This is a genomic window from Nocardia violaceofusca NBRC 14427, assembly GCF_963869435.1.
In the GTDB taxonomy this organism is placed as follows: Bacteria; Actinomycetota; Actinomycetes; order Mycobacteriales; family Mycobacteriaceae; genus Nocardia; species Nocardia aobensis.
In genome coordinates this window covers 80,602-106,403 of sequence record NZ_CAWMPM010000031.1, presented here as the reverse complement: position 1 = coordinate 106,403, position 25,802 = coordinate 80,602, and the positions used below count along the sequence as shown (strand labels likewise).

Sequence of the window (25,802 nt, the reverse complement as noted above, 5' to 3'; positions counted from 1 at the left end):
ACCACTCTGGATGCCATGCGCGCCCGTGACGTGGAGATCGGGCATACCTATGTGGTGCTGGTCCCGCATCGACTGCCGGTCGCCCGCTATCCCGATCGCGAGCGACTGGGGACCTCGATGTGGGTGGCGAGCCTGTTGACGGGTGCGCGTTTCCGGCTCACGGCCTCCAACGTCGACTACGACACCGATCCGGTGACGGTCGAGGGACTGCGACTCATCGAACGCTCGCACACCGAGGTCACGCTCACCGACGACCAAGCCGCCGCTCTGGGCTTGGCCCCGAAGCAGGGATATCGCGTCGTGGGGTCGCTTGTCGACCGCACCGGACACGTCGCGTGCCTGCCCTCGATCGAACCGATCCGGGTGCCGGTGCGGTGGCTGCGTCCCGCCGACGACCCCCGCTTGGCGCGGAGCACTCACCGCGACGCGGACCTGTGGCCCTTCATGTGAGCAGCATCGCGAAACGACGCGCGGTTTTCGGCACTGCCGTCCCGGACTCCGCTACCCGCACGGTCTCCACCGGCCATAATCGTTTCGTGCGGCGCAACGGCATGGACAACGAACACGATCACACGGCAGGGGAGACGGCACCGGCTGAGCCGATCGGCGTGCCGCGGGTCGGATCCTTCCGGTTCTGGTTCGCGACGCGACGCTGGGAATGGTCGGAAGAGGTGTACCGGATGCACGGCTACACCCCCGGCAGCGTCGTGCCGACCACCGAACTGCTGCTGTCGCACAAACATCCCGACGACCGCGACGATGTGGCCGCGCGCATCGCCCGCGCGGTCGACTTGGGGGAATCGTTCTCCAGCCGGCATCGGTTCATCGATACCGCTGGCACTGTGCACAACGTGATGGTGGTCGCCGACCGTCTCTACGACGAGGCCGGTGCCGTCACCGGCACCGCCGGCTTCTACATCGACCTGACCGAGACCCTCGCCGAGAGCGAACGCGAGACGCTGTCGGCGGCTCTGCCCGACGTCATCGAGCATCGCGCGGTGATCGAACAGGCCAAGGGGGTGCTGATGCGGATGTATCGGGTCAGTGCCGAGCAGGCGTTCAAAATCCTGTCCTGGCGCTCCCAGGAGACCAACACCAAACTCCGCGACCTGGCCGCCCAGCTGATCGCCGAACTGCCGACCCTTCCGGACGCGGAGCCGCAGACACTCACCGCCTTCGACCATCTGCTGCTCACCGTCCACACCCGCATACCGGGCCGTCCCCGCTGAATCAGGCGCGGGCGCGCTCGCGGGCCAGGGCTCGGTCGCGGTGTTCCTCGAAGCGGGGAATCTGCACCAGTTCCATATTCTCGAGGAAGGCGCCCAGTCGTTCCCGGGCCTGTTCGCCGCGGGGCCCGAAGTCGGTGCGGCCGAAGATGTTCCATCGCCGGATCACCGGTTCGAGCACGTCCTCGTAGTGCTGGCGCAGATCGTAGACACCGTGTTTGGCCATCAGCACCCCGTTGCGGCGGAAGTCGGGCATTCCGGCGCCGGGCATCCTGAAGTTCTCGACGATGAGGTCGATGGCCGTCATCGCCTGATCGGGAACGAGATCCAACGCGGCCGCGCACAGGGTGCGGTAGAAGATCATGTGCAGGTTCTCGTCGAGTGCGACGCGCTGCAGCATGCGGTCGGCGATCGGATCGTCGCATACCTTGGCGGTGTTGCGGTGGCTGACGCGGGTGGCGAGTTCCTGAAAGCTCACGTACGCAACCGAATACAGGAAACCCGCTTCGCCGTCGAGGAGCCGGGCCACCCCCGGGGTGAAGCCGTTGGTCATATGGGTCATGCGGGTGTTCTCGAGCGCGACCGGGTCGACGCCGCGGGTGACCACGAGATAGTCGCGCAGCACGACGGAGTGGCGGTTCTCCTCGGCGGTCCAGCGGCCCACCCACGTTCCCCAGGCGCCGTCCTGGGAGAAGTTCTCGGCGATCTCGCGGTGGTAGGAGGGCAGGTTGTCCTCGGTGAGCAGATTGGTCACCAGCGCCGCCTTCGCCACCTCGCTGAGCGTGGTTTGCCCGGGCTCCCAATCGGTTCCGCCGAGCATCGCGAAGTTGCGCCCGGCGTCCCAGGGGACGTAGTCGTGCGGATGCCACTCCTTGACCATCGACAGATGCCGGTTCAGCGCCGTAGCGGCGACCGGTTCGAGTTCGGTGAGAATTTCCCGTTGCGTCAACTCTCGTGCCACGCTGGTGATCTACCTTTCCGTGTCGAATTCGACCTCGGCACAGGGTGTGACGAGGGTGAGGTCCGCGTCGTAGCGGCGATACAGCAGATGTCCGCGCCCGGTGAAGGCGTCGAGGTAGAACAGGAACGGCAGGCCGTGCTCGCACAGCCGCTCCACCGCGCCGGGCTCGGTGAGGACCGGGGTCGGGCGCGAGTGCACCGTGAACATCCGGCCGCCGGTATCGGACGGGGGATGCATTCGCGACCGGCGCGCCAGCCGCAGCCCCGACGGACCGGCCCGGTAGACGACGGCATCCTCACCGGTTTCGGCGTCGACGAACAGGTGAACGTCGAAGTCGAGCGCGTCCATCACCGCCACGGCCGACTTCGGGCGGAGGGTGTCGAGCGCGAACACCTTGCGGCGCACGATCTTTCCGACGGCGGCTTCCGCCAGCGCCGGTCGTGCCGGATCCGGCCAGTCCCGGACGGTTCCGCCGGTGAGCTGGCGTTCGAGCCGGACCACCACCGACAGCACCTCGTTGGGCCCGCGGGTGCGCACCTGCATCCGGACCGGGCGATCGTGCCGGGCGAGATTCACCTGCACCAGAAGAGGTTCGGCATCGCCGGCAGCGGCGGTGATCCGAACCCGGGCGCCGCCGGTGATGCAGTGGCGCGCCAGCAGCCGGCCCACCGCGCCGGCCACGCGTTCGGCCTCGAGTGCGGGCACCGGCCCGCGGGCGAAGATGACGATGTCCGGGAACGCTGTCGACGACCATCCCTGAGATTCCCGCACCACCCGATCGACCTCTCTCGCTCACCCGACCCGTTTCGACGCACGACAACTGTGCCGGGGCGCGGGGCGGCGCCCAAGAGGCGAAAGTCCCTTCGATGACGCACGAAATGCCCGATCGGACATTCCGATCGGGCTTCGGGCGGGCGCGGGTCAGACGGTCGTGACGACCTCGTCGTATTCCAGCCGCGGTGAGCGCGGGTACCAGGCGTCGGGGCCCGGCTTGCCGATGTTGACCACGACCAGCGCGCTGTGCGTGCCCTCGGGGAAGAATTCCTTGTCGACACCGGCGGCGTCGAACCCGTTCATCGGGCCCGCGGCCAGGCCCGCGGCGCGGATGCCGAGGATGAAGTAGCCGATCTGGATCAGTGCGTTGAACCGCGCCGATTCGGCCCGGTAGTCGTCGTCGGTGAAGTACTCCTTGGCGTCGGGGGCGTGCGGGAAAAGCTTGGGCAGGTGATCGTGGAAATTGAGGTCAGCGGCCAGAATCGCTGTCAGTGGCGCCTTTTCGGTCTTGGGCTTGTTGTTGTCGAGCATATGCTCGACGAGGGCGGCGCGGGCCTCGGCGCCGCGAACCAGCACGATCCGCAGCGGCTGCTGATTCATCGCGGTCGGCGCGTATTTGACCAGCTCGTAGATCTCGCGGATCTGCTCGTCGCTCACCGGCTCGTCGGTGAAGGTGTTGGCGGTGCGGGCCGTGCGGAACAACAGGTCCTGGGCTTCGGCCGCGAGGGTCGGGTGCGTAGTGGGCTGAGCGGTGCTCACAGCGTAACTCCTTGTGGGGGTGAAGTTTTCGTTCAGTCGTGGGTGACGCGGCGGGAAAGGGTGCGTAGTTCACCGTCGACGCGGACGAGCACGTCGTGGACCACACAGCTCGGCGCGATCTCCGGCGCCGCGCCGGGCCGGATCTTGACCACCAGGCAGTACATCGTGGCGCCGATGCTGCCGTCGTCGCGCGGGGAGAGGTTGATCATGTTGAACCAGTGCCGGCGCTGCATCGGATCGCTGTCGAAGCGCTTGTGGAACTCCACCAGATCCGACACGATCCCGGCTCGGGTGCGCGCGGGCGGGCGGCCCGGAGTGTGCTCGAATTCGGCGTCCTCGGTGAAGGTTTCGGCGTATCCGGTGATGTCGCGGTTGTCCAGGCGCTGCATCTGATCGGCGTAGAACTGCTGGACCTCGGCGTACAGCTCGGCACGGCTGGCGACAGTGGTCATGGACGGCTCCTCGGAAGACGGTGTGGCCGCCGGTGTTCCGGGCGGACCTCGATCGCGCTCCACGGTCGCCGACGGCACTCGAGATTCGGTCGAGCCCGCGCCGATTTGACCGGTCTTATAGGGCCTTTCGCGACGCTGGTGGCCGGACGGGCCGGCGTAACCGGATCCAGCACCGATGGAGGAGATATGGCGGACAGTCAGCGTGTGGCGCTGGTCAGCGGAGCGACCAGCGGAATGGGCTTGCAGATCACGAAAAACCTGGCGGCACAGGGTGTTGCGGTGTTCATCTGTGCTCGCGACGAGCAGCGGGTGGCCGATACGGCCAAGCAGTTGCAGGACGACGGGTTCGCGGTCGACGGGGTGGGCTGCGACGTTCGCGACGCCGCGCAGATCCGGGAGTACGTCGATGCCGGGGTCCGGCGGTTCGGCCCCGTCGACATCCTGGTCAACAATGCCGGTCGCAGCGGCGGCGGCGTGACCGCGCAGATCGAGGACCAGTTGTGGCTCGACGTGATCGAGACGAACCTGCACAGCGTCTTCTACGCCACCAAGGCCGCGCTCACCGCCGGCGGCATGCTCGAGCGCGGTAGCGGCCGGATCGTCAACATCGCCTCGACCGGCGGTAAGCAGGGTGTGCTCCACGGCGCGCCGTATTCGGCCTCCAAGCACGGGGTCGTCGGCTTCACCAAGGCGCTGGGGCTGGAGCTGGCCAAGACCGGGATCACGGTCAACGCGGTCTGCCCCGGATTCGTGGAAACGCCGATGGCCGAACGGGTTCGCGAGGTGTATTCGGGTCTGTGGGGTGTCGATACCGACGAGGTGCACGCGCGCGTGAGCGCCCGGGTGCCGATCGGCCGCTACGTCCAGGTCGACGAGGTGGCCGCGATGGTCGACTACCTGATCTCGCCGGCCGCCGCCGCCGTGACCGCACAGGCATTGAATGTCTGTGGCGGCCTGGGCAACTACTGACCGGAGCGTGCCGTCATGACAGCAATGGACGAAAACGTCACCCCCGCAGCGGAACTCGATGCCGCCCAGCACGACTATCTGCAGATACTCGACGCCATCCAGTCGGGCGCGTTGCGGCTGCTGGCAGGCTTCCCGGCACAGCCCAGCGGCCTGCGGATCCAGGTCGGTGAGGTGACCGTGGAGGCGCAGTGGCCGCAAGGCCCGGGGGAGGCTGCGGTGAGTGCCGGCGCCGCACCGGCACCGGCACCGGCAACCGACATCGCGACCGAGGTGCCGGTGACCGATCCGGTGATCCGCGCACCCAGTGTGGGCGTGTTCTACCGGAGCCCGCAGCCCGGTGCCGAGCCGTTCGTGGCGGTCGGCGACCGGGTGTCGCCGGGGCGTCAGGTCGGCATCGTCGAGGCGATGAAGCTGATGATCCCGGTGACGGCCGAAGCGGGCGGGGTCGTCACCGCGATCCTCAAACAGGACGGTGATTCGGTGCAATTCGACGAACCTCTGTTCTCGTACTCGCCGGAGTGATCACGGGCGGGCGGACCTGCGCCAGGTGAGAATGCGGCGCTGGGTCCGCCCGTCCACCTGCGCGGCGCCGATGAGCGTCAGCACGTCACCGTCGAGGGACATCTGGCGTACCTGCTCGGTGCCGGCCCAGGCCGGATTCGAGCACACGCTGATGGCGTGCACCACCGCCATTCCCGCGGTGCGCCAGGTTCCGGCGTAGCCCATGAACGGGGGCGCCGCGGTGGTGTCGCCGGTGCGCATCATGCTCACCGAGACCGAGCCCTGTGCGGTGTAGATCAGCAGACCGCGCGGCGCCGGGCCGAGCGGCCCCTCGCTGCGCACGTCCGCGTCGTCGATGTCGTAGTAGGACACCAGTTCCCAGGTGCCGACGAGATCAGTCGCAGTCATGGGCCTCACGATGCGTGCCGTCGCTCGAATCATGCTCGAGCGTTCCCGCGGGCGTAGTCGTAGGAGGCGCGTACCAGCTGCCAGACCTGTTCCAGTTCGTCGGCGTCGCGGGGGCCGTAGACCATCAGCAGTGTCGCCGGCAGGACGCCGGCGCGGGCCATCGGATGCTGTTCGGCCCAGCAAGCCGAAACGGCTTCGGCGGCAGCGGTTTCCGGTAGGCGCAGATGGAGGCTGCCGTCGGCGTGCCCGTGCAGGTGCACGAATTCGGTGCCGGCCAGGAAGGCGTCCTCGGGTCCGTGCGCGAGATCGGGATGCAGATGCAGGGCACGGGTGTCGGGCAGCGAGACCGCGCTGCGGGCGGCCAGCACACCGTCGAGTGTGATCATGCGCGCCCACAGCGCTTCCTGCAGCCGGACGTCCGGATTCTGGGTGAGCTGCTGATGCGGATTGTGGGGCCGGGTGAGCGGGCGTTCGCCGCGCCGCCTCGGCAGGCGAAGGTTTCCGTGTGGTGCGGTCGCAGTCATCACTGTGCTCCTCTCGCGCCGGTAAAGGCTTCTGGTCACACAGTAGTTTCCAAAGTATAGTAGTTACCAAATGGAAAGTGCCTAGGAGTGATCATGACGCCCGTCACGCCGCCCCCTGTCGCCGATCCCTGTCCGATCTCGCCGGTGGTCGATTTGTTCTTCGGCCGCTGGTCCACCCAGGTGCTGTGGGTGCTGATCCACGACGGCCGGATGCGGTTCAACGAAGTGCAGCAACGCATTCCGGGCGTCACGCCCAAGGTGCTGACCCAGCGGCTGCGTCAGCTCGAACGCGACGGTCTGGTGCAGCGCACCTACCATCCCGAGGTCCCCCCACGCGTCGAGTACGCGGCCACCGCGCTGGCCGCCACCCTGACTCCGTTGTTCGACGGTCTCGCGCGGTGGTCGAACGAGCACTTGGCGCAGGTGCTGGCGGCCCGCGCCGCCTACGACGCGGGCGAACGCTGAGCCGCCGATTGCAGTAGCAGTTCGGCGAATTCACGCGGCATGGTGATCATGCAGTCGTGCCCGGTCGGCAGAATCTTCAGCCGTTCGCTGGGCAGGTCCGCAGGAGGAAGGGTCCGCGGCATCGCCGCGCGCATCGCCTTGAAGGCCTCGCCGCCCTCGCTGCAGTGGATGTGGGTGACGGGAACGAGAGCCAGATCGTCCGGATTGCGCAGGGTCAGCGGCTGGTGAAAAGTCCTCAGCGACTGGGCCGTCAGCATCGAGGCCACCCAGCTCAGGTCGGGTTCCTCGGTGACGCCGTTGATGCCGCTGTCGCCCATCGGCTCGGTGGGTGGCGGCACCCGCCAGCCGTCCCCGACGGCCGCGGCCGCGGTGGTGAACGCCTCGACCATCTCCGGCATGATGTCGGCGACGGCTTCGCCGTCTCGCGGCACGAAGGTATCCACGTAGATCAGCTCGGCGATGCGGTCCGGGAACCGGTCCGCGAGCGCGGTGACCACGATTCCGGCGTAGCTGTGGCCCACCAGGATCAGCTCCCGCAGATCCTCGGCGAGGATCAGTTCGGCGAGATCGTCGACGTGGGTGTCGAGTCCCACGTCGGGGGTGAGTTCGTCGGCGCGTTCGCCCATGCCGACGAGTGAGGGCGCGAAGACACGGTGGCCGGCCGCGGTGAGCAGCGGGGTCACCCGCTGCCAGGCCCAGCCGCCGTGAAACGCGCCGTGAACGAGGAGATAGGTCGACACGACAGGTCCTCCTGGGTGCTGAAATCAGGTTCTGGGAATTCAGGTACTGGAAACGATGAGATGGTCGCCGTGTGCCGGCGGGACGTGCTCGGGCCGGATCCCGAGGCCGATCACCCGTGCCACCACGTGCGAGAGGCCGGGGAAGCGACGCAGCAACCGGGCCAGCAACGGCTTGTCGGTGCTCGGGCGCCCCGCGTTCGGATACAGATCGGCGAGCAGACGCAACTGCGCGAATTGCACCACGCGCATAGGGAATTCGCGGCGGCGCTGCACCGCGCGCAACTGCGCGAGACTCGGCACACCGCCCGCGGCCAGGGTCGGCGCCAGCAGTCGCGCGGCGGCGACCGCGTCCTGGACCGCCAGATTGATACCGACGCCGCCCGCCGGCGACATCGCGTGCGCGGCATCGCCGATGGCCAGCAGGCCGGGGCGCCACCAGTGCCGCAGCCGGTCCACCCGCACGTCGAGCGGTTTCACATCGTCCCACTCGCGGATCGCGGTCTCGAGCCCCGGCGCCAGTGCCGGATAGATCACCGCGAGCTGCGCCCGGAACCCGGGCAGGCCGGCCGCGCGGATCGTCTCGAAACCGCCCTTGGGGATCATGTAGGCGACCTGCAGATAGTCGCCGCGATCGATGCAGACGATGAAGAAACCCTTGCCGCTGCGCACGGTCGGCAGGCTTTCGCCCTCGGGTTTGCCCACCCGGAACCACAACACGTCCATCGGCGCCCGGCTCGCCGCCACCGCGAGCGCGCCACTGGTGCGCACCAACGAATTCCGTCCGTCGGCGGCGATCACGAGACGGGCCCGCACCTCGACCGGACCGTCCGGGGTGGCGGCACGCACGCCGTCGACGACGCCGCCGGACTCGAGCAGTGCGGTGACCTCCGCCCGCTGCAGCAGACGAAATCCCGGATACCGGCGGCCGGTTTCGGCGAGGAAGTTCAGCACGTCCCACTGCGGCATGAACGCCACGAACGGGAACCGGCCGGGCAGCCGGGCGAAGTCGGCGAACACGACCGGCCCCAGCGCGGTCGCCATCGGCAGCCGCGGAGCCCGCACATGCGGCAGCCGGAGAAATTCGTCGGCGAGCCCGAGTTCGTCCATCACCGTCAGCGTCGACGGGTGGACCGTGTCACCGCGGAAGTCGCGCAGGAAGTCCGGATGCTTCTCCAGCACCAGAACTTTCGCCCCGGACCGGGCCAGCAATACACCGGCGACCAGTCCCGCCGGTCCGCCGCCGATCACGCACACATCGACGGTCTCGGCTGTGGCCGTCTCTCGCTCGCTCAGGCCAGGCACGTCGGTACCCGGCCGTCGTTGTAGCCGACCATCTCGTCGAAGATGGCGAGCACATCCAGCGGCGCGCCCGGTGCCGCGCCGTCCGCCTCGGCATAGGCGCGATGAAGATTGCCGACCACCCGCTCGGCATCCACCAGATCCGCGAACTCGCCGGGATCGGCCTCGAGTGCGATGCCGAGCGGAGTCAGCCCCAACGCCCGGCCGTCGAGCGCCAACCTGTCGATCCATTCCAGATACCGGGTCGTCTGATCGAAGATCTCCGGTCCGGTGACCGGGCCGTGGCCTGCCACAACGGTTTCCGCGCCCAGCTCGGACAGTGTCCGGATCGCGGCGAGGGTGCCGGCGACCGAACCGAACAAGCAGAACGGCGCCGCGCCCGACATCACCAGATCCCCGGCGAACAGCACCTTCTCCGCGGGCAGCCACGCCACCACATCGTTGGTGGTGTGCGCCGCCGGACCCAGATGGATCAGCTCCACGCGTCGCTCGCCGACGTGGAGGGTCAGCCGGTCGGAGAAGGTGACAGTCGGCGGCGTGACTCGCACGTCGCCCCACCGGACCTGCGGCCACAGCTGTGTCAGAGCCAGCCCGGTCTCGATCATCTCGGCGCGGATCCGATCGTGACCGACGAGGACCGCGGCCGGCCCGAACAGATGGTTGCCGAAATTGTGGTCGCCGTGGTGATGGGTGTTGACCACGGTGCGCGCCGGTCCGCCGGCGACCCGATCGACGTGTGCGATCAGGCCGCGGGTGCGGTCCTCGGTGGCGAGGGTGTCGATCACCAGCGCACCGTCGGGTCCGGCGACGACGCCGGCGTTGCTGACGCACCAGCCGCCGTGGCCATGGGTGTAGGCGAAGACACCGTCGGCGACCTCGTGCACCACCGGCTCGGCGAGCTGCGCACTTCCGGTCGCTGTCATGACGGTGATTTCGCGGATTCGGCGCGGCGGGCCGCGACGTACTGCGCCGCGCACAGCAGGGTGTTGCGGCTGTTGGTGCCCAGGGCCTCACCGAGATAGGCGCGGGCTTCGGCGAGTCCGGTATCGGGGCCGAGGATTTCGCGCGCGGCGGCAGGGTTGATCGCCACCGTGTGCCGGGCGAGGACCACCACACCGGCGGGGCCGTCGGCGAATTCCCATGCGCCACTGTGCCCGAACAGCATCGCGGGCGGCAGCTGCTGTTTGTAGTCGATACGTTCGGCCGCGACGCAGATCCGGATCGACCGGGTGGTGTGCGGGATACCGCCCTCGGTGACGGTGTCCATCTCCATCAGCTGCACCCCGTCCGCGTCTTCGGTGAGATCCACCCGGCCGACGTGCGGAACGTGGTCGGGCCAGCGGTCGCTGTGGTAGACGAAGTCATAGAGTTCGGCTGCCGTCGCATCCAGCGTCACACGGTCTTCGAAGGTGACGATGATGTCGTCGACCGGATGCCCCAGCTCGGCGATCCGTGCCAGCGCCGCCAGTTCGGTGACGCTGTTGCGGTCGACCGCGCCGGTGATCACGTCCGGATCCGCACCGTCGGCCACGGTGAAGTGGTGATCGAGTGTGACAGTCGTTGTGCGCGGGCCGGTTTCGTCGAATCGCCACTGCCCGCCCATGGAGGCGATCGGCGCCCGGCTGCGTTCCTGCTCGAAGGTGATGCGCCGCCCGGCCGGGTCCAGGGTCCGGCGCGAGGTCCAGTCCGTGACCTGACCGTTCACCGTCGCCCACAGCCGGAACCGCTCCTCGTCGGCGCCGCGGTGCAGATGCCGCACCAGCACGGACGGTTCGAAGATCACCGGCCAGCGACCGACGTCGGCGACCAGCCCGTAGACCTCGTCCGCGGGCGCCTCGACGACCCGGGTGTGCGTTGTGCGGATCGTCATGCCACACCCGCCAGCTGCTGGTTGACGATGTCGATCAGCTCCTGCGGGGTCTTGACGTCGATGAGCTGTTCCTCGGGGACCGTCACCCCGAACTCGCGCTGGATGCGCGAGGCGGTTTCGATCAGGGCCAGCGAGTCGTAGCCGAGTTCCTCGAACTCGACCTCGGCGATGTCACCGGCGAGTTCGGGGGCGTCCTCGTCGCCGCCGGCGCAGGCCACCAGGATTCGGCGCAGGGTGTCGATGGTGATGGTCATGGTGTGCTCCTGAGTGCGTTCGAAGGGATACTGCGATTGCTGTGCGGGGTCAGCGCGGGTGCGCGCGAACGACCACCGCGGAGTTGAAGCCCCATCGCCCGCGGGCGAGGACGAGCCCGGCGCCGAGGTCGGCCGAGCGCGGTTCGCCGCGGACCAGGTCGATCCGGCATCCTTCGGCGAGTTCGGTGGTGGCCACGGTCGGCGGGATCACCGCGTCGCGCATGGCCAGCAGGCAGGTGACGATGTCGAGCGGGCCCGCACCGGAGAACAGCCGCCCGGTGAGCGGTTTCGTGGCGGTCACCGGGACTCCGCCGGGACCGAAGACGGCGTCGAGGGCGGCCGCCTCGGCACGGTCGGCCTCGGGCACGCCGGCGGCATCGGCGAAGACCACATCGATGTCGTCGCTGCGCAGTCCGGCATCGGCGAGCGCCAGCTCGATCGCCCGCTGTAGTCCCGGCGGGCGCGGCGAACCCGGCGGCGGATCGAAAGTCTGCGCGTACCCGGCGATTTCGCCGTAACAGTCGGGCACGCCCCGGGCTTGGGCCGCCGCGGCGTCCTCGAGCACCAGCATGGCCCCGCCCTCGCCGGGCACGTTACCCGCCGCGTGCGCGTCGAACGGCAGATAGGCGCGCGCGGGATCGGTTGCGGTGCTGACGGTTCCGGCCGCGATGTGGGAGACCCAGCCCCACGGATCGAGCGCCGAATCGACACCACCGGTGACCACCAGGGGAGTGCCGCGGCGCACGGTGCGCCGGGCGTGCCCGACCGCGTCGAGGCCCCCGGCCTGATCGGCGACCAGCGCGCTGCTCGGTCCGCGCATGCCGTGGCGGATCGAGATCTGGCCGGTGTTCACCGCGTAGAACCAGGCGAACGATTCGTACACGCTCACGTGCTCGGAGCCGCGCGACCACAGCTTGTTGAATTCGCGGTGGGTGAATTCGAAACCGCCGGAAGCGTTTCCGGTGACCACACCCATGCCGTAGTCGGTGAGTGCGGTGGTGTCGACCTTCGCGTCGTCGAGGGCCCACTGCGCGGCCACCAGTGCCATCCGGGTGGAGACGTCGGTCTGCGGCAGCAGCCGGCTCGGCAGGTACTTACCGGCGTCGAACTCGGCCACCTGGCCGGCCAGCGTCGCGCCGAATCCGGTGGTGTCGAAGCGGGTCAGCGGTGCGATGGCGCCGCGTCCCGCCAGCACCGCATCCCAGAAGTGGTCCAGGCCCAGCCCGTTGGGCGCCACCACGCCCATTCCCGTCACGACGCTCATGCCGGCACCCCCTGCGGCCGGCGCAGCACCATGGCGCTCTGGAAGCCGCCGAATCCGCTGCCGACGCTCAGTACGGTGTCGATGCGGTGGTCGCGCGCGGTGAGCGGGACGTAGTCGAGATCGCATTCCGGATCCGGCTCGTGCAGATTCGCCGTCGGCGGCACCACCTGGTGCTGCAGCGCGAGCAGGCAGGCCGCGATCTCCACCGAACCGATGGCGCCCAGTGAATGACCCACCATCGATTTGATCGAGCTCATGGGCGTGCGGTAGGCGTGCTCGCCGAGACTGCGCTTCACCGCGGCGGTTTCGTGGCGGTCGTTCTGGCGGGTGCCCGACCCGTGGGCGTTGACGTAGTCCACGGCGGTGGGATCGACCCGCGATTCGTCGAGGGCCACCCGGATCGCCTCGGCCATTTCGCGTCCGTCGGCCTTGAGGCCGGTCATGTGGTAGGCGTTGCAGCGGGTCGCGTAGCCGGTGATCTCGGCGTAGATGTGCGCGCCGCGGCGGCGGGCGTTCTCGTACTCCTCGAGCACGAACATCGCCGCCCCTTCGGCGAGGACGAAACCGTTGCGCGAGTTGTCGAACGGCCGCGAGGCGTGCTCGGCGTCGTCGTTGCGCGGCGTGGTCGCCTTGATCGCGTCGAAGCAGGCCACCACGATCGGCGTGATCGGGGTATCGGCGGCGCCCGCCAGCACCACGTCGGCGGAGCCCTCGCGGATCAACTGCACCGCGTGCCCGACCGAGTCCAGTCCCGACGTGCACCCGTTGGACACCATGGCCACCGGCCCCTCGGCGCCCACGCTCCATGCCACCTCGGCCGGCATCACACTCGGCACCATGTAGTCGAACATGTAGGGCGAGACGTGTTTCTCGTCGAGTACCCAGTCGCGGCCGGAGTCCGACAGCACCAGATATTCCTGCTCCAGACTCGTCGCCGCGGCCACGGCACTGCCGAGGCTGACACCGATACGCTGCGGATCGAGCGTGTCGACGCCGAGACCGCTGTCGGCCACCGCTTCGCGGGCACACACCACCGCGAACTGGGCGGCACGATCCATGCGCCGAATCTCCCTGGGCGACAGCCCTTCCCGGACCGCGTCGAAATCTGCCTCGCCCGCCACCTGGGACCGGTAGGGGGAGGCGTCGAAGAAGCTGATCCGGCGGGTAGCGGTGCGCCCGTCCGACAGCAACTTCCAGAATTCGTCCTTGCCGTTGCCGCCGGGCGCACGCACCCCGAGCCCGGTCACGACGACGCGACGGTTCATAACGAACCTCCGAATGCATTGGCGTACACAGCTGTTGTCCCTTCTCGCCGAAGAGTCCCGAAAGTCCCCGAGATCACGATCAGGGTGAAGCGGGCCGCTCTAGCCCCGCTCGAGCACCGCGATCGAGCTGTCCTCGAGCGCGCGGGGCGAACCTGAGCACACCGGACGCTGCGGTCCGGCTGACCGTGGCCGATCGAGCACAGGAGACACCCCGTGAAGACGCCGCCAAGCTCCCACACCGCGGACTGGGTACTGTGCCCGGGCTGCCGGATTCCCCTGTATCGCAAGCGTTTCGACCGTGACCTGGGCGTCTGCGGTGAATGCGGCCGGCACACCCCCCTGTCCGCCGAGCAGCGATTGCGCCAGTTGGCCGATGAGGGCCGGTTCGAGCCGCTGCCGATCGCCGGCACCGAGGACGACCCGCTGAACTTCCACGATGTCGTGCCGTATGCCGACCGGCTGTCCGGTGCGCGGGCGCGCACCGGGCTGCGGGATGCGGTGGTGTGCGCGACCGCGCGCATCGAGGGCGCCGCGGTCGTCGTCGTCGCCATGGACTTCCGCTTCCTCGGCGGCAGCCTGGGCACCGCGGTCGGGGAGATGATCACCGTGGCGGCGGAATACGCTCTGGCCGAGCGTATTCCGCTGCTTCTGATCACCGCGTCCGGCGGCGCCCGCATGCAGGAGGGGCCGCTGTCGCTGATGCAGATGGCCAAGACCAGTGCCGCGCTCGAGCAGCTCGATCGCGCGGGCATCCTCACCGTCAGCCTGATCACCGATCCGACCTACGGCGGTGTCGCCGCGTCGTTCGCGACGCTGACCGACGTGCTGATCGCCGAACCGGGCGCCCGGCTCGGCTTCGCCGGGCGCCGGGTCATCGAGCAGACGATCCGCCAGGAACTGCCCCCGCGGTTCCAGACCGCGGAATTCCTGCTCGAGCACGGCCTCATCGATATGATCGTGCCCCGCTCGGGCCTGCGCGCGACGCTGGGTGCGCTGCTGCGCATCGCGGGGCCGGTCGACCCCACCGGCGAACCGGGTGCGGCGGCCGAGATCGTCACCGATCCGCATTCGCTGCCCGAGGCCGAGGCCTGGGAACAGGTCCGCCGGGCGCGCGAGATCAGCCGGCCCACCGCCCTGGACTATGTGGCTCTCGCGTTCGACGGATTCCTCGAACTGCGCGGCGACCGCATCGGCGCCGACTGTCCCGCCGTCGTCGGCGGTCCGGCCTGGCTCGGCGACCGGCCGGTGATGGTGATCGGCCAGCAGAAGGGGCACGATCCCAAGGAGCTCATGGTCCGCAACTTCGGCATGCCCACGCCGCCGGGATATCGCAAGGCCGCTCGGCTCATGCGCCTGGCCGAAAAGCTCGGTCTGCCGGTCGTCACGCTCATCGACACCCCGGGCGCCTATCCGGGAGCGACCGCCGAGGAGCAGGGCCAAGCCGTCGCCATCGCCGAGAACATCCGCCTGATGTCGGCCTTGCGCGTTCCGGTGATCAGTGTGGTGATCGGCGAGGGCGGCAGCGGCGGCGCGCTGGCGCTCGCGGTCGCCAACCGTGTGCTGATGCTGGCCGACTCGGTCTACTCGGTGATCAGCCCCGAAGGATGTGCGGCCATCGTGTGGAACGATCCGAGCGCCGCGGCCGAAGCCGCTGCGGCACTGCATATCACCGCTCGCGAGCTGCTGCGGCTGGGCATCGTCGACGGTGTCCTGCCCGGCCACGACGGTGCCGTGCCGCGCGTGGCGGCCGAGCGGCTGCACCGCGCCCTGGCCGAGACGTTGCGGGCCTTGATCGGGCGCAGCGGCGAGGAGTTGGCGGCCGAACGGCGAGCCCGGTTCCGTCGCTTCGGTGTTCCGGTGGCTGCCCGCTCGGCGGCGTGAGGGAGGCGCGATGTTCGACAAGATTCTGATCGCCAACCGGGGTGAGATCGCGCTGCGTGTGGCTCGTACCTGCCGTGAGATGGGGGTGCCCACGGTGGCGGTCTATTCGGCGGCCGACCACGATTCGGCGGTCGTGGATTTCGCCGACGAGGCGGTGCGGATCGGTCCGGCCGCGGCGAAACGCAGTTATCTCGACGCGGCCGCAATCCTGACAGCCGCCGAGATCACCGGCGCCGATGCCATTCATCCCGGCTACGGATTCCTTTCGGAGTCACCAGATTTCGCCGACGCGTGCCGTGCCGCCGGAGTCACCCTCATCGGGCCGCCCGCGGATGTCATGGCCGAGCTGGGCGACAAGCAGTCGGCACGCACGCTGATGGCCAAGGCCGGGCTGCCGCTGCTGCCGGGCAGTCTCGACGCTCTGGAATTCGATGAGGCGCAGGCGCTCGCGGACCGGATCGGGTATCCGGTGATCATCAAGGCCGTCGCCGGCGGCGGCGGGCGCGGGATGGCGGTGGTGCACGACGGCGCCGATTTCGCCCGGGCCTACCGGGACACCCGGGCCACGGCCCGCATGCTCTTCGGCGACAGCCGGGTGTATGTCGAAAGGTATCTCGACCGCGCCCGGCACGTGGAGGTGCAGGTGCTGTGCGACACCTTCGGCGCGGGTGTCCATCTCGGCGAGCGGGACTGCTCGGTGCAGCGCAGGCATCAGAAGCTGGTGGAGGAGTCGCCGGCGCCGCGGCTGCCCGACGGGCTGGCCGCCCGGATCGGCCGCTCCGCGGTCGACGGGGTCCTCGCCGCCGGCTTCACCGGAGCCGGCACCGTCGAATTCCTGCTCGACTCGGATGGCAGCTACTACTTCATGGAAGTGAATTGCCGAATCCAGGTCGAGCATCCGGTCACCGAAATGGTCACCGGTATCGATCTGGTCGCCGAGCAGATCCGGATCGCCGCCGGCGAACCGCTGGCATGGACGCAGGACCGCATTCAGCCGAAGGGCGCCGCGATCGAATGCCGGATCAATGCCGAGAATCCGGCGGCCGGATTCGCGCCGACGCCCGCGAGGATTTCCGAATTCACCGCGCCCGGTGGTCCGTTCACGCGAGTCGACACCCATATCCGGGCGGGTTATTCGGTTCCGCCGGACTACGATTCGCTGCTCGCGAAGGTCATCGTGTGGGCGCCCGATCGTGATGCCGCGATAGCGCGGATGAACCGGGCGCTGGCCGAATTCCGGGTGGGCGGCGAAAGATTGTGCACCACGCGCGAATTCCTGCTGGACGTCCTCGATCAGCCGAAATTCCGGGCCGGTACCCATACGACCGCTCTGGTGGAGGAAATGTTCGAGGGTACCGCCCCGGAATGAGGGGGCCGGATCAGGCGGGCGTGGCCGAGCGTTCCGCGCCCGCCTGCCAGCCGATCAGATATCCGGCGTGCCGGCGTTCGAGCATCAGGGTCACCGATTCGTCGGAGGCGTTGAGGATGTCGCTGTGTAATCGGCGCAATTTGACGCACGGATCCAGGCCGAGCTCCCGCTGCAGGGAACGGGCGAATTCATGGTAGGACTCGAGGGCGCGATGACGGCGGCCGGAACGGCACAGCGCGTACATGTAGTACGCCTGCAGTCGTTCGTGCAGGGGCTGTTCCGCGGTCAGTCGCGCCAGGTCGGGGCAGACTTCCCGGTAGCGGCCCAGCCGCAGCTGGGCTTCGATGCGCAGTTCGAGGTCGGTCAGCCGCACCTGTTCCAGATGCGACAACTCCGCCGACAAGGGCAGGCCACACTCGACGTCCAGCAGCGCCGGACCGGTCCACAGTGCTTCGGCCGCGGTGAACAGATCCACCGCGCGCAGATCGTCACCGGCATTCAACGCGCAGCGGGCGGCATCGGTCATCGTGCGGTAGTCGCGCACATCCAGTACACAATCCTGGGCGTCGAACATATAACCCTTGCTCCAGGTGCGGAGATATCTGTCCGCGATTTCGCCCTGATCGACCTCCAGATACTGCGCCATCTTCTTGCGGATTCCCAGGACATAGGTCTGCACGACCGTTATCGCGCTGCGGGGCGGATCGTCGTTCCACAGCTCTTCGATGAGTGTCGTGACCGGAACCACCGTCGAATGCCGAATCAACAACAACGCCAGCAATTGCCGTTGTTTCTGGGCGGTCGGCGTCGCATTGCGATTGTCGAGGGCGAGGGTCAAAGGGCCCAGAACGCGGGCATACACAGGATTCGACACGTAACGTCCCCTTGTAGCATGAATTGCTGTGCGGTGAGCGTGAAATCGTACGTCGCTGTAGACCGTTTCAGAGTACCGAGGCCGTTGTGGCGAGACCGTAAACCCACTGTGATCATACCGTTAACGCCGTACGGCCGTCTTGCTCTCGCATATGTTTTCGCAGGTGAAGAATATTTTGGACGCTCGACTATGTGATTGTGCGGCCGGCCCCTCGCCGGAACCGGTTGCCGCCGAGCGCAATCCGGGCGTTGCGGCGGATCGCCGGTTCCTTCAGGCTCCGGCCAGGGGCACGGCGAGGTGTGCGGCGAAGGCCGCCGCGGCGGCGGCCGGATAGTCGGTGGTGCCCTCGAAATAGTCACCGGTCCAGCTGGTGGCGAGTTGCTGCAGAGCTGCCACGTTCCCCGGTTCTGGTGTCCCGCACAGCAATTCGCCCAGCGGATCGCTCGAGGGCCCTTCGGCGTCGGTGTGTTCGCCGGTGGTGAGGCGCACGCCGAGGAACCGGCGATGGAGATGTGCCCGCAGGGCGGCGGTTCCGCTGCCGAAGTTGTTGCACAGCGCGGGCGGACCGGAGACGGTGAGGACGGGAAGGTCGGTGGCGGCGAGGTCGGCGAGTGCGACATCGGTGTTGTCGCCGAGGAAGGATTTCACCGGATCCAGCAGGACGAGCCCGCGCAGGTTCGCCCACGCGGCCGGATCGGAGTCGTGCAGGCGGTGGGCGACGTATTCGACGGCCTCGGCGCCGGCGGAATGGCCGATGAACACCACCCGGCGCGGCAGCGCGGGCAGGCCGACTCCGGCGCGGGCCGCGGAGGTGGCCAGCGGGCCGGTGGGATCGGCGGCGGTGGCGAACAGCCGGGCCACCTGATCCAGGAACGCGGTGTTGTCGCCGAGATTCTGCAGGGTGCAGCCGTCGAGGTTCAGGAACGGCAGGCTGGGGGAGAAGACGAGATATCCTGCGGCCGACAGTGTTTCGGCGAGCGCGGCGACGTTGCCCTCCGTGCGGGCGAAGCCGTGCTGCAGCCAGACCAGGCCGCGTGGCGTGTCCGCGGGCCGATACCACGCGGCGTCCTGGTGCAGGGTCGTCGTCGCACAGGGCAGATCCACCGTGCCCGGCAGCGGTGGCCCCGCGGCGGCGGGAGCGAATGCGGCGGCCGCGATGCCCACGGCGGCGAGGACGGTCAGGGTCGAAACTCGCAGCCTCATCGCAACTCCACATGCAGCACAATCGGTGTCCCGGTGATGACGCCACCGGGACACCGATCAGTATTCGCCCCGGAGACACGTGGCGGAGGCGCTTCGGGCCGTTACCTGTCGGCGGGCGCGGACCCGCCAGGTCTGCGGCAGTGGCATCGGTCGGAAAACTGCTGGCGGCCAAGGGGTTCGCGGCGTGACGACGATAGATATGTGGTGCGGGTATCCCTCGGCCTGAACTCGCCAGGTGGCCGATTCCTACTGGGTTGCCGAAAGGCCTAGCGATATCGTCAAGCTCCGGCCCGCCGGTAGCTGGGCGATCACCGGCGTGGGGACATGCGGCCCGGTCTTTCCAGGCGGGGACGCGCCTGCACCCGGCATTCGCCCCCGGACGGCGACTCTGTGATCGGCGGCTGGTCGACCGGATCCGACGGTGGCACAAGCTTAATCCGGTCGCGGGGCGTGTGCGGCAGGGTGCCGTCGGCCCGGCGATCGACCGGCGCGAGCTTGATCGAATCGCATTTCGTGTCCGCCATGCGGGTTTCGCTGGATGATTGCCGGGTACCTGCCGAGGTGTAGCCGAACATGCTGGGCTGCCGGGGGCGACAGCCGGCCCACGCCGGCGTATTCCCCGATGAATCCATCTCATCCGATCGAGAGGAGAGCAACCATGACCGGACAGCTCGACACTCTGATGGACAGCACCGTGTACGACTCGCACGACGACAAGATCGGCAAGGTCAAGAACATCTACGTCAACAACGAAACCGGTTCGCCGACCTGGGCATCGGTGTCCACGGGACTGTTCCGCCACGATTCGCTGGTCCCGCTGGTCGGGGCGCAGCACAATCCGCAGTCCGACGCGTTGCGGGTGAATGTGGACAAGGAAATGGTCAAATCGGCGCCCGCCGTCGAACAGGACGGGCATATCAGCCGGGAGGGCGAGGAACAGCTGTTCCGCCACTATCACGTCGACCCGAATCACTCGGGCTGGGACGCCTACGGCCGGGCGATGCGCGACGGGCAGGGGACCGCGCGTCCCGATGCCGCCCCGACCGGCCGCCACGCCGCCACCGATCCCACCGGCGACAAGGGCCTGATCCGCTCCGAGGAACGCTTGAACGTCGATACGCAGCGTGAGGAGGTCGGCACCGCGCGCCTGCGCAAGTACGTCGTCACCGAGGATCAGACCGTGACGGTGCCCACCAGCCACGAAGAGGTCCGGGTGGAACGCGAACCGGTCACCGACGCCGGCGCGTACGGCCGGACCTCTCTGGGTGACGAGGAACGGGAAGTCACCCTGCACCGCGACCGGGTGACCGTGGACAAGGAGACGGTGCCGGTGGAGCGGGTGCGCTTGGCCGTCGACGAGGTCGAGGAACAGGAGACCGTCGGCGACACCGTGCGCAAGGAGCGCATCGACACCGAGGGCACCGATCCGGGACGCTACGACGATCGCCGCTACCCGGACGAACGCTGAGCACTGATGGTGTGAGCCGGGCCCGGACCGGGCCCGGCCCTATCGGGTTGCGCAGCCGCAGGTTTCGCCGATCGCCAGATGGGTCACGATCGGTTCCGGCGGGCCGAGTGGCTGCGTCTGCTCCGAATCCAGGACGCGGGACAGCGCCAGGCGTGCGATGAGGTCGATCGGCTGCCGAACGGCGGTGAGTGTGACCGCCGCGTAGGTGTCGGCGGTATCGGTGTCGTAGCCCACCACGGACAGGTCTCGGGGGACGACCAGCCCCGCGTCGGCGACCGCGCGCAGGGTCGCGGCGGCCTGCGCGTAGGTGCCGATGACCAGTCCGTCGGGGGCCGGGTGGTCGGCCAGATAACGCCCCACGGCGTGATAGGCGCCGGCGGGGGTGAGATCGGTGGCGATCCGCCGCGCCCGCTCGGAGCCGACGACCGACCGGTATCCCTCGTATCGTTGCGCGACCGTCTCCCGGTCGCCGTGTGCCACCTCGCCGGCGGTGAAGCCGCCGACGAACACGACATCGCCGCGGCGATGGGTGTCGGTCAGATGCCGGGTGGCCGACGCGCCGGCCCGGACGTGGTCGGCGCCCACGACGTCGGGCTCGACCTCGTCACGGTTGTTGTGGACCCACACGATCGGAATCCGCGCGTGGCGGCACAGTTCTGCGGTGGCACGGCCGTTGGCACCGCCCACCACGATGAGCCCCTCGATACCGGAATCGGTGAAGGCGGAGGCGAATTCGATCTCCCGCTCCGGGTCGTAACCGGTATTGCCGATCAGGGTCAGATGGTCGCGTCGGCGCGCCTCGGCCTCGATGTGCCCGACCAGAGTGGCGAACAGCGGCATCCGCACATCCGGCACGAGCAATCCGAGATGCCGCCACCGTCGGGGCCGGCGCAGCGCTCGTGCGGCCCGATCCGGCCGGTAGTTGAGCGCGTCCAGCGCGGCCACCACCCGGGCACGGGTCGACTCGGAGACCGGCCGCGGGCCGTCGTTGAGTACGTAACTGACCACAGCGGTGGAGGTGCCGGCCCGGCGGGCCACATCGGCGAGAGTCGCGCGTTTGACAGTCACGTTCGCTCCATTCTCAGCGGTTCACCCTCGCTCGGCCAGACTTGAAATCATCCGGATCATTACAGTCTCCGGACGGCTGATCTGCGGCGCAAATCGATTAGATTCGTAACATCGGCGACACGCTCGCTCAACCTGTGACTGATGGAGTGAACTGCATGGCCTTCGTACGACTCACCGGCGTCACCTACCACGACCCGGAGCCTGCGCACGACAGTTACATCCTCTTCACCGGCGCCGACGGTGTCACGCGGCTCATCGATCTCCAGGGCGACGTGCATCGGGAGTGGCCGTTCGCCGGGGTGCCGCCGCGCATTCTCGACCCCGCACTCAACGACGGCCGACTCGGCGATGTCGGGGTGCAACTCGAGCCGGGCGACGACCCACGCGGCGGCATCTACGCCAATCGCACTGTGGGACAACTGAGCTGGTCGGGAGAGCGAGTGTGGGAATGGGGGCGGGAGGCGCCCGGCGGCGCCGCCCGGCAGAACCACGATTGGGAGTTGCTGCCGAACGGCAACCGGCTGCTGCTGGTCACCATCCCACGGGTCGTGCCCGGTCTGGGCCCCGACCCGGTCGGCGATCAAGGACTCTACGAGGTGGATCCCGGCGGGGCGATCGTGTGGGAGTGGCGCGCCGGCGACCACCTGCGCGAACTGGGGTTCTCCGAGGCGGGCTGGGATGCGCTGCGCGACACGGTACTTCGCGATCCCGACGATCCATGGGGCTACCTGGAGATCAACAGCGCGAAATCGCTGGGCCCCAATCACTGGCACCGCGCGGACCCGCACACGGTCTTCCACCCGGACAACATCCTCATCAGCTGCCGCAAGGCCAATGTCATCGCCCTGATCGACAAGACCACGAAAGCCGTTGTGTGGCGGCTGGGCCCGTACTTCGATGCCGAGGCCGGGGCGCAACATCAGCGGATCAACGCGCACAAGGTGCCGCGGCCGCTGGATCAGATCTCCGGGCAGCACAATCCGCACCTCATCGCCGACGGCCTGCCGGGCGCCGGGAACATTCTGATCTTCGACAACCAGGGCGGGGCCGGTTATCCGCCGGCACCGCTGGGTATCTACGCGGGATCCCGTGTGCTGGAGGTGGATCCGTCGACGCGCCAGATCGTCTGGCAGTACACCGCCGAGGATTCCGGTCTGCCGTCGTGGACGTTCTTCAGCTCGTTCGTCAGCAACGCGCAGCGGCTGCCCAACGGCAACACCTTGATCACCGAGGGCATGCAGGGGCGCATATTCCAGGTGACGCCGCAGGGCCAGGTGGTCTGGGAGTACGTCTCGCCCTACGAGGGGCTCGGCGTCGCGGGCGAACCGGAGGTCCGGGAGCCGCGCGTGCCCGGCGTGGACCGCCTCAGCAGAACGCCGATGGTCTATCGGGCGCAGGCCGTTCCGTTCGACTGGGTGCCGATCGGCGCGCCGCGATCCGCCCCGGTCGCCGTCGACCTGCGCGGCACTGTTCCGCCGGGCGCCTAGCCCGGTTCTCACCGGCCGGGCCGCCGGTCATCGACGCGAGGAAGTTCGACCCATGACATCGAGTCTGCGAACCACACCGGACACCGCCGGGCCACCCGCCCCGGCATCGCCGCGCCGCGATCGCATCCGTCTCGTACGGCTGCCGCGGCACTGGCGGACCGTCGGCGGCACGGCGGCCGGGCTGGTGCTGGCCGCACTCGTGTGGTCGCTGGTGGCCGCCTCGGGAAGCTTTCCGCGCCAGCTGTTTCCGACCGTGCCGCAGATCGCGCGCGCGGGGCAGGCGCTGTGGAGCGACGGTCTGCTGCTGCCCGATATCGCCGCGAGTCTGCAGCGCGCACTGCTCGGTCTCGTGGTCGGCGTGGCCGCGGGCGTGCTCGCCGCGATCGTCACCTCGACCACCCGAACGGGACGCGCGGTGTTGCAGCCCGTGCTGCGACTGCTTTCACCGATCCCGACCATCGGCCTGGTTCCGCTGGCCATTCTGTGGTTCGGGCTCGGTGAGAACAGCAAGGTGCTGGTCATCGCGTTGGGGGTGTTCGTTCCGGTATGGATCAACAGCCACTCCGGATTCGCCGGCACGCCGGAGCACTATCTGCAGGCCGCGCGCTGTCTCGGTGCGAGCCGATGGCACACGCTCACTCGGATCGTGCTGCCGGAGGCGACGCCGGACGTGGTGGGCGGGATCCGGGTCGGTGCCGCCATGGCGTTCGTGCTGATCGTCGTTGCCGAAATGACCGGAACCACAGCGGGAATCGGTTATCGGATCTATCAGGCGCAGCTGTTCTCCCAGGCCGATCGGCTGATCTTCTGCCTGATCGTGCTCGGCGTCCTCGGGGCGGCCTGCGATCTGGCGATCGCGGCGCTGACCGCTCCGGTGGTGCGCTGGGCGAAGGAGGTGAACTGAGATGGCGATCGCCGCACATGAACTGGTGGTGCGTTTCCCGGATACGGAGCGACCCACGCTGCGCGGTATCGATCTGACGGTGCCCGACGGCTCGTTCACCGTCCTCGTCGGCGCCTCCGGCAGCGGTAAATCCACTCTGCTGCACTGCCTCGCGGGCCTGCTGTCACCCACCTCCGGCACCGTCACCGACGCGGGGCAGCGGGTGACCGGTCCCGATCCGCGTCGGGGTGTGGCCTTCCAGCGTGACGTGCTGTTCCCGTGGATGAGCGTCGCGGCGAATATCGAATTCGCTTTGCGCGCACACCGAGTCGCCGCGCGGGAGCGGCGGGACCGCATCGCGGAGCTGCTCGACCTCGTCGGTCTGCCCGCTGATGTCGGCGGACAGCGGCCGAGTCGGTTGTCGGGCGGTATGCGCCAGCGTGTCGGCATCGCCCGCATGCTCGCGGGAGAACCGGACATCATGCTGATGGACGAACCGTTCGCCGCCCTCGACGCACTCACCCGGCTCAACATGCAGGACCTGCTGATCGATGTGTGGACCCGGCTGCAACGCACCGTCGTCTTCGTGACCCACGACGTGGACGAGGCCATCAGGCTGGCCGACACCATCGGTGTGTTGCGCGACGGGCAGATCGTCGATCTGATCACGAATCCGCTGGCTCGCCCGCGGCCCGCCGATACGCTCGCCGACCAGCCCGGGTACAGCGGTCTGCGCCGCACCCTGCACCACGAACTCGGAATCGTGCGCACGGTGCCCTGACACGTTCTCGAACTCCCTGTACCGCAATGACTTCCACTACCCGCAGATGAAGAGAAGCCCGTGAAATCACTGATGTCCCGTGCCCTGATCGCACTCCTCGCGTTCGTCGCGCTGATCGTCCCGCTGGCCGCGTGCTCCGGCGCCGACGACTCCGATCCACACACCCTCACCGTCGGCTTCGTCGTCGATCCCTCCTGGGCGCAGGTGCCGGTGGCGCAACAGGCCGGCTATTTCGACCGGCACGGGGTGAAGGTGAAGGTCGTCAACTTCTCCACCGGGGTCGAGGCGCTGCAGGCGCTCGCCGCCGGCCAACTCGACGTCGCCACCGCCGCGGATGTCCCGGCCGCGGCGGCGCTGACCCGTTCGCCCGCACTGCGCATCGTCGGCGACGGATCGCGCTGGGAGGGTTCGCGAATCGTCGCCCGGCGCAGCGCGGGAATCGCCTCGCTGGCGGATCTCGGCGGCCGATCCGTGGGGACACCGCTGGGTACCAGTGCGGCGTACTTCGCGTCGAACGCGTTGTCGCACAGCAATATCGGCGCCAAACTGGTGCAGGTGGCACCGCAGGCGATGGTGACCGCTGCCGGGCAGCGCAATGTGGACGCGGTCGCGATCTTCCAGCCGTACCAGGCCCAGGTGATCGACGCACTCGGCGGTGACGCGGTCGAACTCGCGGGCGGCAGCTACAGTCAGCACAGCTTGTACCTGGCCACCGACAACGCCGTCACCCGCAAGCCCGATGCGCTGACCGCCTTCTTCGCGGCCCTCGGCGAGGCGGGAACCGAGCTGACCTCCGGAGCCGAGCCGGCGATCACCGCGGTTGCCGCCTCGACTCAGCTGTCGGCGGACCTCATCCGAAAGATCCTGCCCGAGTTCGACTTCCGCCTCCAGCTGCGACCCGAGCTCGCCGGCACCCTGACGACCCTGGCCGACTGGGCGAAATCGCAGGGTTCCCTCGACAAAGCGGCCCAACTGCCGGACTACCAGGCCCGCGCCGAATCGAAGTTCGTGCCGCAGGGCGGATAAGCCGGCAGTCTCGTGCGGACCGCGCGAACAC

Annotated in this window: 28 protein-coding genes; 12 read left to right on the top strand and 16 right to left on the bottom strand. The window is 68.6% G+C overall.

Features of this window, described 5'->3' with window-relative positions; all coding sequences use genetic code 11:
- The first annotated feature begins 15 nt into the window (after nt 1-15).
- Together AC5592_RS25050 and AC5592_RS25045 are read left to right on the top strand one after the other, a co-directional pair.
- Nucleotides 16-450 (top strand): hypothetical protein, encoded by a 435-nt coding sequence (locus tag AC5592_RS25050; protein WP_063065591.1) that lies wholly within the window; start codon nt 16-18, stop codon nt 448-450.
- Entirely contained in the window at nt 447-1,229 is a 783-nt protein-coding gene (locus AC5592_RS25045) for a PAS and ANTAR domain-containing protein (protein ID WP_232329537.1), read from the top strand. The genes AC5592_RS25050 and AC5592_RS25045 overlap by 4 nt, the downstream gene beginning before the upstream one ends.
- A 1-nt stretch (nt 1,230) precedes the next feature.
- Here the strand turns inward: AC5592_RS25045 and AC5592_RS25040 are convergent, their stop codons facing one another.
- The 4 genes from AC5592_RS25040 to AC5592_RS25025 form a co-directional block, all read right to left on the bottom strand.
- Nucleotides 1,231-2,187, bottom strand: a complete 957-nt coding sequence (locus tag AC5592_RS25040) for an acyl-ACP desaturase (protein WP_063065590.1) — start codon at nt 2,185-2,187, stop codon at nt 1,231-1,233.
- A 9-nt stretch (nt 2,188-2,196) separates the two neighbouring features.
- A complete protein-coding gene (locus AC5592_RS25035; protein WP_063065589.1) occupies nt 2,197-2,961 on the bottom strand; it encodes a sigma 54 modulation/S30EA ribosomal C-terminal domain-containing protein in 765 nt (254 codons plus the stop codon).
- Nucleotides 2,962-3,108: 147 nt separating this feature from the next.
- Nucleotides 3,109-3,720 carry a malonic semialdehyde reductase gene (locus tag AC5592_RS25030; protein ID WP_063065588.1) on the bottom strand — a complete coding sequence of 204 codons (612 nt, stop codon included), beginning with the start codon at nt 3,718-3,720 and terminating at the stop codon, nt 3,109-3,111.
- Between the two features lie 32 nt (nt 3,721-3,752).
- Nucleotides 3,753-4,172 (bottom strand): nuclear transport factor 2 family protein, encoded by a 420-nt coding sequence (locus AC5592_RS25025; RefSeq protein ID WP_036511328.1) that lies wholly within the window; start codon nt 4,170-4,172, stop codon nt 3,753-3,755.
- Nucleotides 4,173-4,358: 186 nt separating this feature from the next.
- Here AC5592_RS25025 and AC5592_RS25020 point away from each other — a divergent pair, with 186 nt between their 5' ends.
- The gene (locus AC5592_RS25020) at nt 4,359-5,141 is read left to right on the top strand and encodes an SDR family NAD(P)-dependent oxidoreductase (protein ID WP_036511325.1); all 783 of its coding nucleotides are present in this window, start codon (nt 4,359-4,361) and stop codon (nt 5,139-5,141) included.
- 15 nt (nt 5,142-5,156) lie between these two features.
- A complete protein-coding gene (locus AC5592_RS25015; protein ID WP_084507108.1) occupies nt 5,157-5,663 on the top strand; it encodes an acetyl-CoA carboxylase biotin carboxyl carrier protein in 507 nt (168 codons plus the stop codon).
- On the opposite strand, the gene AC5592_RS25010 is transcribed toward AC5592_RS25015, so the two are convergent.
- A complete protein-coding gene (locus AC5592_RS25010) occupies nt 5,664-6,050 on the bottom strand; it encodes a lipocalin-like domain-containing protein (protein WP_084507105.1) in 387 nt (128 codons plus the stop codon).
- Nucleotides 6,051-6,079: 29 nt separating this feature from the next.
- Nucleotides 6,080-6,574 carry a luciferase domain-containing protein gene (locus tag AC5592_RS25005; protein WP_063065586.1) on the bottom strand — a complete coding sequence of 165 codons (495 nt, stop codon included), beginning with the start codon at nt 6,572-6,574 and terminating at the stop codon, nt 6,080-6,082.
- Between the two features lie 93 nt (nt 6,575-6,667).
- Here AC5592_RS25005 and AC5592_RS25000 point away from each other — a divergent pair, with 93 nt between their 5' ends.
- Nucleotides 6,668-7,039, top strand: coding sequence for a winged helix-turn-helix transcriptional regulator (locus AC5592_RS25000; protein ID WP_036508201.1), 372 nt, complete (start codon nt 6,668-6,670; stop codon nt 7,037-7,039).
- Here AC5592_RS25000 and AC5592_RS24995 read toward each other — a convergent pair.
- Genes AC5592_RS24995 through AC5592_RS24965 form a run of 7 tightly spaced genes read right to left on the bottom strand, consistent with a single transcriptional unit; the run spans nt 7,018 to nt 13,731 of the window.
- Complete coding sequence (locus AC5592_RS24995) at nt 7,018-7,779, bottom strand: alpha/beta fold hydrolase (RefSeq protein ID WP_063065585.1); 762 nt, start codon at nt 7,777-7,779, stop codon at nt 7,018-7,020. The genes AC5592_RS25000 and AC5592_RS24995 overlap by 22 nt on opposite strands.
- A 39-nt stretch (nt 7,780-7,818) precedes the next feature.
- Complete coding sequence (locus tag AC5592_RS24990; protein WP_232329536.1) at nt 7,819-9,081, bottom strand: FAD-dependent oxidoreductase; 1,263 nt, start codon at nt 9,079-9,081, stop codon at nt 7,819-7,821.
- Nucleotides 9,069-10,001 carry an MBL fold metallo-hydrolase gene (locus AC5592_RS24985; RefSeq protein WP_063065584.1) on the bottom strand — a complete coding sequence of 311 codons (933 nt, stop codon included), beginning with the start codon at nt 9,999-10,001 and terminating at the stop codon, nt 9,069-9,071. Before AC5592_RS24985 ends, AC5592_RS24990 begins: the two co-directional genes overlap by 13 nt.
- Nucleotides 9,998-10,948 carry an aromatase/cyclase gene (locus tag AC5592_RS24980; protein WP_063065583.1) on the bottom strand — a complete coding sequence of 317 codons (951 nt, stop codon included), beginning with the start codon at nt 10,946-10,948 and terminating at the stop codon, nt 9,998-10,000. The genes AC5592_RS24985 and AC5592_RS24980 overlap by 4 nt, the downstream gene beginning before the upstream one ends.
- Nucleotides 10,945-11,202: an acyl carrier protein gene (locus tag AC5592_RS24975; protein WP_030515841.1), complete on the bottom strand. Its 258-nt coding sequence runs from the start codon at nt 11,200-11,202 to the stop codon at nt 10,945-10,947. Before AC5592_RS24975 ends, AC5592_RS24980 begins: the two co-directional genes overlap by 4 nt.
- A gap of 49 nt (nt 11,203-11,251) precedes the next feature.
- Nucleotides 11,252-12,466, bottom strand: a complete 1,215-nt coding sequence (locus AC5592_RS24970; protein ID WP_036508180.1) for a ketosynthase chain-length factor — start codon at nt 12,464-12,466, stop codon at nt 11,252-11,254.
- Complete coding sequence (locus AC5592_RS24965) at nt 12,463-13,731, bottom strand: beta-ketoacyl-[acyl-carrier-protein] synthase family protein (protein ID WP_036508177.1); 1,269 nt, start codon at nt 13,729-13,731, stop codon at nt 12,463-12,465. Before AC5592_RS24965 ends, AC5592_RS24970 begins: the two co-directional genes overlap by 4 nt.
- Nucleotides 13,732-13,944: 213 nt before the next feature.
- Here AC5592_RS24965 and accD point away from each other — a divergent pair, with 213 nt between their 5' ends.
- Nucleotides 13,945-15,612, top strand: coding sequence for an acetyl-CoA carboxylase, carboxyltransferase subunit beta (gene accD / locus AC5592_RS24960; protein ID WP_198163928.1), 1,668 nt, complete (start codon nt 13,945-13,947; stop codon nt 15,610-15,612).
- Nucleotides 15,613-15,622: 10 nt separating this feature from the next.
- Nucleotides 15,623-16,981: an acetyl-CoA carboxylase biotin carboxylase subunit gene (locus AC5592_RS24955; RefSeq protein WP_063065629.1), complete on the top strand. Its 1,359-nt coding sequence runs from the start codon at nt 15,623-15,625 to the stop codon at nt 16,979-16,981.
- Between the two features lie 10 nt (nt 16,982-16,991).
- On the opposite strand, the gene AC5592_RS24950 is transcribed toward AC5592_RS24955, so the two are convergent.
- Nucleotides 16,992-17,855: an AfsR/SARP family transcriptional regulator gene (locus tag AC5592_RS24950; RefSeq protein WP_083871389.1), complete on the bottom strand. Its 864-nt coding sequence runs from the start codon at nt 17,853-17,855 to the stop codon at nt 16,992-16,994.
- Nucleotides 17,856-18,125: 270 nt separating this feature from the next.
- On the bottom strand, nt 18,126-19,058 hold the full coding sequence (locus AC5592_RS24945; RefSeq protein ID WP_063065581.1) for an alpha/beta fold hydrolase: 933 nt from the start codon (nt 19,056-19,058) through the stop codon (nt 18,126-18,128).
- Nucleotides 19,059-19,716: 658 nt separating this feature from the next.
- On the opposite strand from AC5592_RS24945, the gene AC5592_RS24940 reads away from it, so the two are divergent.
- Nucleotides 19,717-20,526: a PRC and DUF2382 domain-containing protein gene (locus tag AC5592_RS24940; RefSeq protein ID WP_063065579.1), complete on the top strand. Its 810-nt coding sequence runs from the start codon at nt 19,717-19,719 to the stop codon at nt 20,524-20,526.
- 39 nt (nt 20,527-20,565) lie between these two features.
- Here the strand turns inward: AC5592_RS24940 and AC5592_RS24935 are convergent, their stop codons facing one another.
- The gene (locus AC5592_RS24935; RefSeq protein ID WP_232329535.1) at nt 20,566-21,594 is read right to left on the bottom strand and encodes a LacI family DNA-binding transcriptional regulator; all 1,029 of its coding nucleotides are present in this window, start codon (nt 21,592-21,594) and stop codon (nt 20,566-20,568) included.
- Between the two features lie 155 nt (nt 21,595-21,749).
- Between AC5592_RS24935 and AC5592_RS24930 the strand changes: the two genes are divergently transcribed.
- The 4 genes from AC5592_RS24930 to AC5592_RS24915 are packed head-to-tail and all read left to right on the top strand — an operon-like array spanning nt 21,750 to nt 25,771.
- Nucleotides 21,750-23,081 (top strand): aryl-sulfate sulfotransferase, encoded by a 1,332-nt coding sequence (locus tag AC5592_RS24930; RefSeq protein WP_063065627.1) that lies wholly within the window; start codon nt 21,750-21,752, stop codon nt 23,079-23,081.
- A 52-nt stretch (nt 23,082-23,133) separates the two neighbouring features.
- A complete protein-coding gene (locus AC5592_RS24925) occupies nt 23,134-23,985 on the top strand; it encodes an ABC transporter permease (RefSeq protein ID WP_063065578.1) in 852 nt (283 codons plus the stop codon).
- Between the two features lies 1 nt (nt 23,986).
- Nucleotides 23,987-24,745, top strand: a complete 759-nt coding sequence (locus tag AC5592_RS24920; protein WP_063065577.1) for an ABC transporter ATP-binding protein — start codon at nt 23,987-23,989, stop codon at nt 24,743-24,745.
- 60 nt (nt 24,746-24,805) lie between these two features.
- Complete coding sequence (locus AC5592_RS24915) at nt 24,806-25,771, top strand: ABC transporter substrate-binding protein (protein WP_063065576.1); 966 nt, start codon at nt 24,806-24,808, stop codon at nt 25,769-25,771.
- Nucleotides 25,772-25,802 lie beyond the last annotated feature (31 nt).

What these genes read in the sequence shown, in the direction of transcription:
- AC5592_RS25050 (WP_063065591.1), top strand. Translation starts at nt 16, where the DNA reads ATGCGCGCCCGTGACGTGGAGATCGGGCATACCTATGTGGTGCTGGTC.
- AC5592_RS24975 (WP_030515841.1), bottom strand. Translation starts at nt 11,202, where the DNA reads ATGACCATCACCATCGACACCCTGCGCCGAATCCTGGTGGCCTGCGCC.
- AC5592_RS25025 (WP_036511328.1), bottom strand. Translation starts at nt 4,172, where the DNA reads ATGACCACTGTCGCCAGCCGTGCCGAGCTGTACGCCGAGGTCCAGCAG.
- AC5592_RS24945 (WP_063065581.1), bottom strand. Translation starts at nt 19,058, where the DNA reads ATGAGGCTGCGAGTTTCGACCCTGACCGTCCTCGCCGCCGTGGGCATC.
- AC5592_RS24955 (WP_063065629.1), top strand. Translation starts at nt 15,623, where the DNA reads ATGTTCGACAAGATTCTGATCGCCAACCGGGGTGAGATCGCGCTGCGT.
- AC5592_RS24920 (WP_063065577.1), top strand. Translation starts at nt 23,987, where the DNA reads ATGGCGATCGCCGCACATGAACTGGTGGTGCGTTTCCCGGATACGGAG.
- AC5592_RS25010 (WP_084507105.1), bottom strand. Translation starts at nt 6,050, where the DNA reads ATGACTGCGACTGATCTCGTCGGCACCTGGGAACTGGTGTCCTACTAC.
- AC5592_RS24940 (WP_063065579.1), top strand. Translation starts at nt 19,717, where the DNA reads ATGACCGGACAGCTCGACACTCTGATGGACAGCACCGTGTACGACTCG.
- AC5592_RS24985 (WP_063065584.1), bottom strand. Translation starts at nt 10,001, where the DNA reads ATGACAGCGACCGGAAGTGCGCAGCTCGCCGAGCCGGTGGTGCACGAG.
- AC5592_RS25005 (WP_063065586.1), bottom strand. Translation starts at nt 6,574, where the DNA reads ATGACTGCGACCGCACCACACGGAAACCTTCGCCTGCCGAGGCGGCGC.
- AC5592_RS24930 (WP_063065627.1), top strand. Translation starts at nt 21,750, where the DNA reads ATGGCCTTCGTACGACTCACCGGCGTCACCTACCACGACCCGGAGCCT.
- AC5592_RS24925 (WP_063065578.1), top strand. Translation starts at nt 23,134, where the DNA reads ATGACATCGAGTCTGCGAACCACACCGGACACCGCCGGGCCACCCGCC.
- AC5592_RS25020 (WP_036511325.1), top strand. Translation starts at nt 4,359, where the DNA reads ATGGCGGACAGTCAGCGTGTGGCGCTGGTCAGCGGAGCGACCAGCGGA.
- AC5592_RS24980 (WP_063065583.1), bottom strand. Translation starts at nt 10,948, where the DNA reads ATGACGATCCGCACAACGCACACCCGGGTCGTCGAGGCGCCCGCGGAC.
- AC5592_RS25015 (WP_084507108.1), top strand. Translation starts at nt 5,157, where the DNA reads ATGACAGCAATGGACGAAAACGTCACCCCCGCAGCGGAACTCGATGCC.
- AC5592_RS25000 (WP_036508201.1), top strand. Translation starts at nt 6,668, where the DNA reads ATGACGCCCGTCACGCCGCCCCCTGTCGCCGATCCCTGTCCGATCTCG.
- AC5592_RS24965 (WP_036508177.1), bottom strand. Translation starts at nt 13,731, where the DNA reads ATGAACCGTCGCGTCGTCGTGACCGGGCTCGGGGTGCGTGCGCCCGGC.
- AC5592_RS24970 (WP_036508180.1), bottom strand. Translation starts at nt 12,466, where the DNA reads ATGAGCGTCGTGACGGGAATGGGCGTGGTGGCGCCCAACGGGCTGGGC.